We start from the raw sequence: 11,775 nt of genomic DNA on the forward strand, positions 1-11,775 counted from the left end.
CTCAGTGCTTGATCGGAGATTGCCGGCGTGGTTGTTTCGCGGCCGGCGCGGCGGTGCGCGCGCCCGCCACGGCGGGTGCGGCCGCGCGCAGGGCTTCGGCGGTCAGCGGAGGCGGCAGCGGCTGCACGCGGGCGCGCACGTGCGTGCCGTCCTGCAAGCGGTCAGCGCCGTCAATCACGACTTCCGTGCCGGGCGCAAGGCCCGCAGCCAGGCCAACCTGGTTGCCCTCGGTGATCTTCTCAGTCACGGGCACGACGTGAACCGCGTGCTGGGCATCCACGGCAAAAACGTAGGAGCCGTTGGGGCCGCGCTGGATGGCCGCCGGCGGGACGACGGTCAGGCCGCTCTCGCTGCCGACACGCATGCGGGCGTTGACGAACTCGCTGGGAAACAGCTTGTTGTCGGCGTTGTCAAACAAGGCTTTGCAGCGGAAGGTGCCGGTGGTCGGGTCGATGCTGTTGTCGATGGTCTCGAGCCGGCCACGGGCGAGCAGTTGGGTATTGTTGCTGTCAAAAGCATCGACTGCCGGGTGCTGGCCGGCGAGCAGCGCGGGATAGACCTGGGGCAAATCCTCCTGCGGCAGGTTGAACAGCACGGCAATCGGCTGGATCTGGGTGATCACCACCAGGCTGGTTTGCGCACCGGCTTGCACCACATTGCCGGGATCGACCAGACGCAGACCGAGGCGGCCGGCGATGGGCGCGGTGATGTGGCTGTAGGTGATATTGAGCTGGGCGGCCTTGATGGCGGCCTGATCTGTGGCCATGGCGCCCTTGTATTCGCTCACCAGCGCCTGCTGAGCATCGACCTGCTGCTTGGCCACGATGTTTTGCTGGTACAGGGTCAGATAGCGCTGGTAGTCGATCTCATCATCTTTATAGAGCGCGGTATCGTGGGCGAGCTGGCCCTCGGCTTGGGCGAGCGTTGCCTCGTAGGGCCGCGGGTCAATATCGAGCAGTGCCTCGCCGGCGCGGACAAACTGGCCTTCTCTATAGAGGACGTGCAGGATTTCGCCACCCACCTGCGGATGCACCGTCACCGTGTTGTTGGGCGTGACGCTGCCGATGCCGCGCAAATAGACCGGCACGCTGCCACTGGCCGCGGCTACGGCGACCACGGGAACGGCGGGACCACCACGCGCGGCGGCGCCGGTACGACCGGGACCGGCGGCTTTAGGTGGCGGCAATGCCACTTGCCGGTAGCGAAAGCCGGCGTAGACCACCCCCAGGATGACCAACAGCCAGATCAGGCCCCGGCGATGATGGCGGCTCGCGGCAGCGGGGGGAAGCGGGGGCGATGGTGGAGTCTCGATGCCCATACGGCCATCTAGTTCTACAACGCCGCGCGCAGGATGACGGTTACAGTCTTATATATATTTGCTGGGCGACCCGGATCTCCCTTTAGAAGGGCTGCTCGTCGGCGGAAGGGCCGTAGGTGGAGGGTAGCGCGACATCGTGCATGCGCAGGTAGACGCCGAGTTGGGCGCGGTGGTGAATCGTGTGGCTGAAGACCGTGAAGCGCAGCACGGCGGCTTGCTGCTTGGCATGCGGACGCCAGCCAAACTGGGCTTCCGGCAGCCGCTCGAGATATTTGCGGGTTACGGCCATTTCACGCTCGAACTCGGGATGCAGAATCTGGGAGAGAGGCATAAGAGCATTTTGAGTCACATTCGGGACGCTTACGGCGCGCCGATACTCATATTCACGCCTTCGCCTACCCCGATGATAATATGTCCGCAGAGGTCCTAATGAGACTGTCCGTGATTGTCGCTCTCGCCGCCGCGCTGGCGCTGCCGCTCGCCGCGCAACGCCCGCTTTCCGCCCCGCTGCAGAAGCTGGACATCTCGACCGGCCATTGGGTGTTCCATGGCACCAGCCGGAACCTGCGCACCGGCAAGACCGGCAACTGGACCTGGAACGAACACTGCCGCTGGTCCACCAACCGCCAGTTCCTGGAGTGCAGTTTCAGCAACGTGTGGTCAGGCAAGCCGACTGAATCGCTGGTGGTCGACACCTACAACCCCAACGATCACAATTACTGGCATTACGAGATCTTCACCAGCAACAGCGAGCACCCGTTCGTCTCCAAAATGACCATCGCCGGCAACGTCTGGACCGAGCTGACGCCGCACGAGAAAATCGTGTATGTATGGTCCTCGCCGCACCAGGTAAACGTAAAGATCGAGGCGATGCGCGACGGCACCCACTGGACCACCGTCGACCAGGGTACTGGCGTCAAGCAGCCCTAGGTGTCTTAATCGGGTTGTATCGATCCAGGGGCTTTTCGTGCCAGCCCCCGGTCGAAGGTTACCAGCGCGAAGCCCGCACTCTCAGCGAAGGCAGCCAGATATGAGTCAACCCAGTCCTTGGAGGCTGGCTGCCGTAGCGATGCCATGCGGCGGAAGGTAGCGTCGAGTCCCGGCATCTCCACGGCAAACCCCACGCGTCCATCGCGCATGAGCTGGTCGTAAGCGCTCCACGCGCCCGGTTGATCGAGTGCATCATCCCCAAGCACAGCTTGGGTGGTCAGCAGGCGAAGAAACCCGAGCTGCGTGAATCGGCAAAAGTAAAGTTGTGCGGCTTGCGGCAAGGATGTGTACCATCGCTCTGCCGCGGTATGATGCTGATGCTGTCCGTACGCCAGCGCCAACCAGACGTTGATGTCAGGAAAATAGAATCTCGTAGATTCGGGCATTGTCGATCTTGAGCGTGCCGGGTCGCTTGGAGTGGATGATCGGCAGCTTGACCTGCCGCCGCTGCCGGGGCGGTCCGCCATTGAGGTCACGCTGCACCGCCTCGAGCACCAGCGACTTGACGCTCCGGCCCTCGTTTGCGGCCTTGGCCTTGAGCCGGCGATAAATCGGGTCCGGGATGTCCACGGTTGTCCGCACGCCCTCAGGCTACCATATTTATGGCTATGGCCTGAGCGGAGCCGGGCATATAATTGGCACCATGCCCCTCACCCCCGGAGGCCGCCTCGGACCGTACGAAATCCTCGCGCCTCTGGGCGCAGGCGGCATGGGCGAGGTGTACCGCGCGCTCGACACGCGGCTGAAGCGCGAGGCGGCGCTCAAATGTCTGCCCGACCGGCTGGCCGCCAACTCCATTGCCCTCGAACGCTTCCGGCGCGAGGCGCAACTGCTGGCCGGCATGAGTCACCCGCATATTGCCGCGGTCTACGGCCTGGAGATCGGCAGCGACGGCGGAGCGGTGCTGGCGATGGAGATGGTCGGCGGCGAGACGCTCGCTGACCGCCTGCAGCGCGGGCCGTTGCCGCCCGAAGAAGCCGCGGCTATAGCCTTGCAGATCGCCCAGGCACTCGAGTACGCCCACGAGCGCGGCATCATTCACCGCGATCTCAAGCCCGCGAACACCAAGGTGACGGCCGACGATCAGGTCAAGGTACTCGATTTCGGTTTGGCGAAAGCGCTCACACCCGAGCTGAGCGCAGCCGAGCTGGCCGATTCGCCGACCCTGACGACGCCGGCGACGCTGGCAGGCAGCATTCTGGGTACGGCCGCATACATGGCGCCCGAGCAGGCGCGCGGCAAGGCCGTCGACCGCCGCGCTGACATCTGGGCCTTCGGCGCCGTGCTGTATGAAATGCTCACCGGCCAGCGCGCCTTCCATGGCGACAACGCAACCGATGTTATTGCTGCCGTGGTGCGCGCCGAGCCCGACTGGAGCGCGCTACCGCCGGCAACGCCCGCGTACCTGCGCGATCTCGTCGAGCGCTGCCTGCGCAAAGATGCGCGCCGCCGTCTGCAATCCATCGGCGATGCGCGCATTACGCTGGAGGAAAAACCCAGCCCACCCGCGGCAGCGGCTGCCGCCCAACGCCCCGCGGCGCTGGCGCAACGCGCCTGGTACGGCTGGGCGGCGCCCGGCTTCGCGGGCGTGGTGTTGGCAGCACTGGCGGCGTACTGGCTCATGCCCCGGCCTGCCAAGCCGGTGGCCATGCGCTTTCAGGCGGTGACGGCGCTCGCGGGCGTGCAGCGTGACCCCGCGCTCTCCCCTGACGGCCGCTCGGTGGCCTTCGCCTCCAATCAGGACGGCAACTACAACCTTTACGTCGGCCTGATCGATGGCGGCAACCTACTCGAAATTACTCGCGGCAGCGACGCCAAGGGTCATCCGGCCTGGACGCCCGACGGCGCCTCGCTCGCGTATCAGCAGCTCAATCCCTCGGGTCTCTGGGATATCTGGGAAGTCTCGGCGCTGGGCGGCACCCCTCACCTGCTGTTGCGCAACGCCGAAGATCCGGCATGGTCGCCCGATGGCAAGCAGCTCGCTTATACCCAGGCCTCGACCGGGACGCTCTGGCTGAGCACGCCCGGCCAACCGCCGCAGGAACTCGGCAGGGGCATCAAGGGACAGCAGCCACGCTTCTCTCCCGACGGCAAGCAGCTCGCCTTCGACGTCAACAAAGTCGGCGGTCCTTACGGCTCGCTGGAGGTGGCCGACCTCGCCGACGCATCCGTGCGTGCGCTCACCCCCACGGCTGGTCCCGAAGTTCTTTCGCCGGCGTGGTCATCCGATGGCCAGTCCATTTACTTCGCCTCCAGCCGGGGCGGCACGGTCAATATCTGGAAGCTGCCTGCGGCGGGCGGTACACCGGTGCAGATCACCGCCGGGCAGGGGGATGACGCGGGCCTGAGCGTCATGGGCAACCGCCTGGTTTTCGCAACCTTCCGCACCAATACGCGCCTGGCCCAGCTCGATCTGACCGCTATGGCGGGTCCCCATGCGATTCACGTGCTCTCCAGCGATCCGGTGCGCAATCAGAACGCTCCCGCCTACTCGCCGGATGGCAAGCGCCTGGCGTTTTTCTGCTGGCTCAAGGGCGTTGAACTCGAACAGATCTGGACCTCCAATGCCGACGGCGGTCACGCCGCGCCGCTGGTAGCCGGCCCCTTGAGCAATATTTTTCCCGAGTGGTCCGCCGATGGGCAGTCCGTTCTATTTACCCAATGGAACACTGCGACTGGCGCCACTGACCTGGCTGCGGTTCCCGCCGACGGAGGCGAACCCAAGATTATGTGGCACTCGCACCAGGGCGCCAAGCCTTGGTTGTCCGATGTCAGCTCCCGCGGCGTAGTCGCCTATCCCGGCCCGCACGGCATCAGTACTTACGATCCCTCCACCGGTGCTACGCGGCGCGTGCTGCCCTTGCCGCGGCAAACAAGCTGGGTGCGCTGGTCGCCGCAGGGCACGGCCATCGCCTACGACATGCCGCCACGTTTCGACGGCGACCCGGAGGCCGGGGTCTGGATCGACGACTTGCACCAGCCGCCACAGCAGGTTTTTCGCGGTTGGGTCTGCTATCTGGCGCGTGCGCCGGGAGGCAAGCTCGCCATCCTCGCCGGCAGCTCCGATCTGCAAGGTTCGCTCTGGACAGCGGACTGGAACGGGCAACATCTAAAGCGGCTGCCGCAAAACGTGCCATTGCTTTACGATTATTTTTTCGACGCCTGGAACGTAATATCCCTCTCACCCAACGGCCGCGATCTCGCCTTCCTCTACGATGACGCCCTGCAGGCCAACCTCGGAATGATCGAGTTTGGAAAATAGGCCATGCCCCTAGCAGCGGGAACGCACATCGGACCCTACGAAGTCCTTGTCCCCTTGGGTGCAGGCAGTATGGGCGAAGTGTATCGCGCTCTCGACACGCGGTTGAAGCGCGAGACGGCGCTTAAGGGCCCGCAGCCAGGGCGTGACTATCAGCGTGAAAGCGCACAAAGACGGCAATTCTAACGCCGGTATCTCGACCGTGCCTTTGAACTATGCCGACTGGTGTATAGAGGCGCCATCACGCATCAGCATCGCGCCGGATGGCGAGCACATGATCTTCGGCTACGACGATGATGCGCAGCCCAACATCAGGATGCTGACGTTGGGCATTAAGCCGGCAAGCAGCCGTTTTACTGGACGACCAGGATTTTAATGTCGTTTCGCGGAGAAAAATTGCGGAGCGTCGATTCGAATGTGGTCGGCCCAGTCTGCGCCAATGGTCCGTGCCAACACGTCGAAAGGATGTTGGCGGGTTTGAGCTTGTCCAGAATCAGATGGAATGTGCCAATCGGACCATCCCAATTGTTGCCGGTAGTGAGCACGTATTCAGTCGTGTAGAAGTGAATATACGAGTCTTTGCAAAGGCCTGTCTTGCAAACCGGCGTTGCCGCAAACTTTCTCTTTAGCGCAGCAAACGTGCTCGCATTGGGGCACACGTCCGCGTGAATGTCATTTTTCAGCGCAGACAACGCCTGGACCTCATTCCCGACGCGATAGTCATAATATTCGCCGGTGATCGGCTGATAGCTCTGGTCAATTGTGACCGTTTTGCCCGGCTCGAATTTCTGGCGCCACCAAAACCGCGTGCTTACCGTCCACATCGGCATTTTCTCGGATGAATCGCTGAGCAAGTGAGCGTCCACCAAAGCGCGAACTGTCAAGGTTGGCAAAGCTTTGAGGGGATCGCCACCGGCGCGCACCATAGGATTGAGCGGTACATGGTAGCGTCGCAGCAGTCGCGTGACATCGCACCCGCGACGGTTAGCAGCCCTCCGCTCGACCTTCAAACCCACCGGCTCGCCATCGACGATGGTTTTGAAGCCGATAAAATTCACAGGATCGCCGGTCGTCGATCCAATCGTGGTGTTGTACCACTCCGCCTGGTCCAGGTTCGGCAGCGGAAATGCAATCACGGTCTCAATCGGGCTCGTGGACACGTTCATGAACGTGAAATGAATGCGCACTCGCGTCGGGCTAATGTACAAATCTTCGCTGAGCATGCGGATCTGGCGCGAGTGCTGAAATTGCAAGCCGCCGATGCCAATCGTGGCCGTGGTATCGTCGCCCAAAGCGGCTGTGAACAGGACGAGGGTTAGGGTGAAGACAAGGGCTGCGCGGAACCAGCACCTGGCGCGGAAACGCATGCGGCTACTATAAGCCGCGCTCACCCAGGCGCACAGCGGCATGCTCACGTTCGGACGTTAGGCCGACGCGGCTGCCGCGGCAGGTTCGTAATCGGCAGGCTCGGTTTCATCCGCCACAGCGGGCCGACGCAAGCGCCGGAACACGGGCGTAAGCACCACCGCCAGCACCAGGTTCACCACCAGCGCATCGATGGCGGCGTAGGCGGCAATATGCAAGCTGCCGAGGTGCAGCGGATAGACCGAGGTGCGCAGCCCCATCGCCCAACCCATCGCTGTGCCCGTGGCCATTCCGGCGGCCCAGCCGATCAGCAGCGCCGCCGGATGCAGCCAGCGACGATACAGGCCGAAGATGACCGCCGGGAAGGTTTGCAATATCCAGATGCCGCCGAGCAGTTGCAGGTTGATGGCGTAGGTGTGGTCACCAAAAATCACGAACACCACCGCTCCGAGCTTGAGCAGCAGCGAGATGAGCTTCGCCAGGCCCGATTCCCGGCGCGCGCTCAACTGCGGGTTCACATACTCGCGCCAGATGTTGCGGGTAAACAGCGTGCCGCAGGCAATCGCCATGATCGCGGCCGGCACCAGCGCGCCGATGGCGATGGCGGCCATGGCGAAACCGGCAAACCAGGCGGGAAACATGCTGGTGAACAGCACCGGAACAATGCTGTTGGGATCGGCCGTATGCACATTCGCCGCCAAGGCCACGTAACCAAGCAGGGCAATTAAGCCCAGCAGAAATGTATACGCCGGCAGAAACACGGCGTTGCGTTCGATGGCGCGGTCGCTCGCGGCGCTGAGAATGCTGGTCGCGGTGTGGGGATACAAAAAAGCCGCTAGCCCGGAGCCGACCGCGAGGGTGGCAAATGCGAGAAACTGCTCGGGCCGCAGAATCATCGATCCCGCAGGGTGATGCGCGGCCAGCGCCTGCGCGGCGAGATGAAAAATGCGCCCGTAGCCGCCAAGGCGCATGGGAATCCAGATCACCGCGACCAGAATCACGATGTAAACCATCGCGTCTTTCGCGATGGCGACAATCGCGGGCGCGCGCAAACCGCTCACGTAGTCGTAGGCGACCAGAATCAAAAACGCCACGATCAGACCGATATTGCTGGCTTCGGCAGGACTGCGGAAGCCGAGCGCGGCAATCGCGACCTGCATTCCGAGCAATTGCAAGGCGAGATAGGGCAGGGTGGCGACGATGCCGGTGACGGCGATGGCCAGCGCCAGCGGACGGCTGCCGTAGCGGCCGCGCACAAAATCGGCCAGCGTCGAGTAGTTGCGCCGCCGCGACACCCGCCACAGGCGCGGCATCACCAGAAACACAAAGGGGTAGACCAGGACGGTATAGACCAGCGCAAAAAAGCCATTCGCGCCGACGCCATACACCAGCGCCGGCACCGCGATGATGGTGTAGGCGGAGTAGAAATCGCCGCCGATCAAAAACCAGGTGAGGACCGCGCCGAAACGGCGCCCGCCCAGCGCCCATTCCTCAATCGACTGCAGGTCGCCCTGGCGCCAGCGCGCCGCCCATAAGCCCAGCACCGTTACGCCCAGCAAACAGGCGGCAAACACAATGACGGCGCTCGCCTGCATGTCAGCGCCTCACCTTATACACGATGCCGGTCAGCACCGCGGTCAGAATGACCCACAGGAACAGGTACCAGTAAAAGAAGGGGAAGCCCCAAAGCTCAGGCTGCTGGCGCGCGTAGAGCGGCACCCAGAGCAGCGCCACATAGGGCACCAGCAGCAGCCAGAGAATGGCCCTGCGGAAGGTCATGTTGCTTGACGGTACCCGCAACCGGCACGGCGGTCAAGCGCGGCACCGGACGAGTTGCGAACCGGGTGGGCTCACCTGCGGGAAATAGCCTGTTCCAGACGCGCAACGTCGGCAAGATCCTAAGGCCTCCCGGCAGCTCGCTTGTTAATCAGGAAGTCTTCCCGGCTGAGGTACTGAACCTTCACGCCCCCTAGCTCGCCCGGCCGAACCGTGCGAGCGCGCCAAGTACGCGCTCCGCGTTGGCCGACGACGGTTCGACCCAAAGATCCAAATCCTTGGTGCCGCGCGGCAGACCGTACCACGCCAACGCATAGGCGCCGACGACGAGAAATTTGACCTCAGCGGCGGATAATTCGCTCAAAAGAGCGATCAAGCCGGGGTGCATCGGAACACAGTCCTGCGAGTTGGTGCTGTTCCAGACTCAACTGCCAAGCCAGTTCCACGCGCGCTTCGGGCGTGAGGCGCATCCAATATTCTGCATCGTGCTGGTCGGCTTCGGCGTGGCTTGAGAACCGCCTTACCGTCCAGCCTGGCCGCGTTTTGCGCGCTTCCGCCATATGTCTATTTTAATGCAGGCCGACCTGGCCGGCAACGGAGCGGATCAGGGCCGCGCTGTCATAGCCGACGCCATGCTTAAAGACGATTTGCACGTTTTCGATGTCGTGGATGTCTTGCGCCAGGTTGCCTTTGACCACGACCAGATCGGCACGCTTGCCTTTGGCGAGAGTGCCGATCTCGTTGTCGAGATGCAGAAACTTGGCGCCGTTTTGGGTGGCGACGTGAATCGCCTGCTCGGGCGTGAGGCCCTCCTCGACCAGGAGCTCGACCTCGCGCTGATCGCCGAAGCCGGCGACCACGCCGCCATTGCCAGTCGGATCGAGGCCGGCCAGGAGCAGTCCGCCATCTTTATAGAAGTCATACTCGAACTGCATTTCTTTTTTGAAAATGCTGGCCGCTGGACCCGGACGCTCGTCACCTCGGACGCGCGACAGCAGGTAATGCACACGCGACGCGGGCGAGAGCACCTGCAAGAGTCGCGGCAACTCGCGCAACGGCGGGCGGCCGGGCACCATCGCCTCAAATACCGGCAGCGTCGAGGTCAGCGCCACGTGACGCGCAATCAGATCATGGAGGGTGGCCTGCACTTCGGGGCCCTCGACATCGATCGCTGCCAGCGTTTTTGCAGTCAGCGCGCCGGGGGGACAAACATCGGGTGGCTTGCCGGGGTCGAATTCGGTGTCAACCTCCAGCCCATGTTCCAAGTCATCGATGCCGAGGGAAGCGGCTTCCTTAAAGCCAATCGAACACAGGTGGCCGGTGATGGTGTCGCCGGGAACGGAATGAACCTGCTGGACGGCCGCAGCCAGCTCGGCGCGGGTGATCTGCATGTAGGCCTTGAAAGTAGTGACGCCCTCGCTCTGCCAGTACTTTACGGTGCGCGTGGCGTCGGCCGGCCCGCTCAGGCCGTGCATATTGGGTGTGAAGCCGCCGGGGCCGTTCAGATACGGGCCGGTGATGTTCATCGACGGCCCGATCATCAGGCCCGCATCAATTTCCTGTTTGAGATTCAAGTCGGTGTAGGGCATGACCGCTCCCGTGGTGCGCAGGGTGGTGACGCCGCTCGCCAGATACAGGCGCGGAAAGCTGAACCCCATATCGTGGTAAAGCGGCGGCGCGCCCGGCAAAAAACCGACGCCCGAGGGGTCGGGATAGAACAAGTGGTCGTGCATGCCCACCAGGCCAGGAAAAACAGTGTCGCCGCTCAAGTCGAGCACTTTGGCGTCTGCGGGAACGATGACGTTGGCGCCGATGGCGGCGATGCGGCCGTGCTCGAGCAGTACGGTCTGATCGGCTACTGCAGCAGCGCCGGTACCGTCGATCACGCGCACGTGCTCCAGTGCCACCACGGGCGCGTCCACGCTAACAAACTGCCGCAGAACCGGAGACAGTGACTGCGCCGCCAACCCGCAAGAGAGCAAAAGCATGACCAGAAGTCTCATAGCAGTGAGTTTAGCGCCTATACTAGGCGGCATGAAAACCATCCTGCTGTGGACGCTCGCCGCCGCCCTGCCGCTGGCCGCGCAAGCGCCCCTCCACCTGGCTGCGACCTCGAAAACCGTGACCTGGGGCCATTACTCGGCAGGAGACAAACCGGTATTGACCATCAACCCCGGTCAGACCGTCTCTGTCGATACGCTGCTCACCAATAGTCCGCAAGGTCTGCGCCGCGCGGGCGTGCCGGAGAGCCAGATCCAAGCCAGCCTCAAGGAAGTGTTCGAAGACGTGCCGCGCGCCGATCGCGGGCCAGGCGGGCATATTCTCACCGGCCCGATCTACGTTCGCGGCGCCGAGCCGGGCGACACCCTGGCGGTGCACATTGACAGGATCACGGGCATGATTCCCTATGCCTACAACTCGTTTGGGCCGCGCAGCGGTTTCCTGATCATGCCCGGCCTGCACAAAATGCGCATCATTCCCCTGGACTGGAAAACGATGACGGCACAGTTCGCCCCCGGCATCACCATCCCCATGCATCCGTTTTTCGGCAGCATCGGTGTGGCCCCGCCGGCCAGTTATGGCAAGCACAGCTCGGTGCCTCCCGATCTGATGGGCGGCAACATGGACTGCAAGGATCTAGTGGCCGGCAGCACCATCTACTTCCCCGTGTTTGTGCCGGGCGCGCTCTTCTACGTGGGTGACGGCCACGCCGGCCAGGGCGACGGCGAGGTGGATATTACCGCGATTGAAACCTCGCTGCAGGGGACATTTACGTTCACGCTACGCAAGCACACCGGCCAGAGCTGGCCGCACGCGGAGACCGCTTCGAACTTCATGACCTTCGGCTTCAGCCGCGATCTGCGCGCCGCCACCACGCAGGCCCTCGAGCACATGGTGTCGTTTCTGGTCAAGCACCGGCACATGACGCGCGCGGACGCCTACATGCTCATCAGTGTGGCTGGTAACGTGCATGACTGCGAGCTGGTGGATGACAATCTGGGCGTGAGTGTGAGCTTGCCCAAGCGGCTGTTCAGTCACTGATCTTTGCTACACTGCGCCTGAGGAG

12 protein-coding genes and 1 pseudogene are annotated in these 11,775 nt (G+C 63.2%); 4 read left to right on the forward strand and 9 right to left on the reverse strand.

The window, feature by feature from the left end:
• Position 1: 1 nt before the first annotated feature.
• Both EPN33_07510 and EPN33_07515 read right to left on the reverse strand, forming a co-directional pair.
• A complete protein-coding gene (locus EPN33_07510; protein TAN22767.1) occupies positions 2-1,318 on the reverse strand; it encodes an efflux RND transporter periplasmic adaptor subunit in 1,317 nt (438 codons plus the stop codon).
• Between the two features lie 82 nt (positions 1,319-1,400).
• Positions 1,401-1,649, reverse strand: a complete 249-nt coding sequence (locus EPN33_07515; protein TAN22768.1) for a hypothetical protein — start codon at positions 1,647-1,649, stop codon at positions 1,401-1,403.
• A 98-nt stretch (positions 1,650-1,747) separates the two neighbouring features.
• On the opposite strand from EPN33_07515, the gene EPN33_07520 reads away from it, so the two are divergent.
• Positions 1,748-2,248, forward strand: a complete 501-nt coding sequence (locus EPN33_07520) for a hypothetical protein (GenBank protein ID TAN22769.1) — start codon at positions 1,748-1,750, stop codon at positions 2,246-2,248.
• A gap of 5 nt (positions 2,249-2,253) precedes the next feature.
• On the opposite strand, the gene EPN33_07525 is transcribed toward EPN33_07520, so the two are convergent.
• A complete protein-coding gene (locus tag EPN33_07525) occupies positions 2,254-2,784 on the reverse strand; it encodes a PIN domain-containing protein (protein TAN22770.1) in 531 nt (176 codons plus the stop codon).
• An 86-nt stretch (positions 2,785-2,870) separates the two neighbouring features.
• On the opposite strand from EPN33_07525, the gene EPN33_07530 reads away from it, so the two are divergent.
• Together EPN33_07530 and EPN33_07535 are read left to right on the forward strand one after the other, a co-directional pair.
• Entirely contained in the window at positions 2,871-5,570 is a 2,700-nt protein-coding gene (locus EPN33_07530; protein TAN22771.1) for a serine/threonine-protein kinase, read from the forward strand.
• A 154-nt stretch (positions 5,571-5,724) separates the two neighbouring features.
• Complete coding sequence (locus tag EPN33_07535) at positions 5,725-5,943, forward strand: hypothetical protein (protein TAN22772.1); 219 nt, start codon at positions 5,725-5,727, stop codon at positions 5,941-5,943.
• On the opposite strand, the gene EPN33_07540 is transcribed toward EPN33_07535, so the two are convergent.
• The 6 genes and pseudogenes from EPN33_07540 to EPN33_07565 form a co-directional block, all read right to left on the reverse strand.
• Positions 5,921-6,982: a DUF4424 domain-containing protein gene (locus tag EPN33_07540; protein TAN22773.1), complete on the reverse strand. Its 1,062-nt coding sequence runs from the start codon at positions 6,980-6,982 to the stop codon at positions 5,921-5,923. The genes EPN33_07535 and EPN33_07540 overlap by 23 nt on opposite strands.
• A gap of 9 nt (positions 6,983-6,991) precedes the next feature.
• Complete coding sequence (locus EPN33_07545) at positions 6,992-8,527, reverse strand: sodium:solute symporter family protein (GenBank protein TAN22774.1); 1,536 nt, start codon at positions 8,525-8,527, stop codon at positions 6,992-6,994.
• A 1-nt stretch (position 8,528) separates the two neighbouring features.
• Positions 8,529-8,711 (reverse strand): DUF3311 domain-containing protein, encoded by a 183-nt coding sequence (locus EPN33_07550; GenBank protein ID TAN22775.1) that lies wholly within the window; start codon positions 8,709-8,711, stop codon positions 8,529-8,531.
• 119 nt (positions 8,712-8,830) lie between these two features.
• Positions 8,831-9,072: pseudogene (locus EPN33_07555) on the reverse strand (hypothetical protein).
• Positions 9,050-9,268 carry a hypothetical protein gene (locus EPN33_07560; protein ID TAN22776.1) on the reverse strand — a complete coding sequence of 73 codons (219 nt, stop codon included), beginning with the start codon at positions 9,266-9,268 and terminating at the stop codon, positions 9,050-9,052. The pseudogene EPN33_07555 and the gene EPN33_07560 overlap by 23 nt, the downstream one beginning before the upstream one ends.
• A gap of 9 nt (positions 9,269-9,277) precedes the next feature.
• Positions 9,278-10,711 carry an amidohydrolase gene (locus EPN33_07565; protein TAN22777.1) on the reverse strand — a complete coding sequence of 478 codons (1,434 nt, stop codon included), beginning with the start codon at positions 10,709-10,711 and terminating at the stop codon, positions 9,278-9,280.
• A gap of 31 nt (positions 10,712-10,742) precedes the next feature.
• On the opposite strand from EPN33_07565, the gene EPN33_07570 reads away from it, so the two are divergent.
• Positions 10,743-11,750 carry an acetamidase gene (locus EPN33_07570; protein TAN22778.1) on the forward strand — a complete coding sequence of 336 codons (1,008 nt, stop codon included), beginning with the start codon at positions 10,743-10,745 and terminating at the stop codon, positions 11,748-11,750.
• The last annotated feature ends 25 nt before the right edge of the window (positions 11,751-11,775 follow it).

It is taken from the genome of Acidobacteriota bacterium (assembly GCA_004299485.1).
GTDB lineage: Bacteria > Acidobacteriota > Terriglobia > Terriglobales > SCQP01 > SCQP01.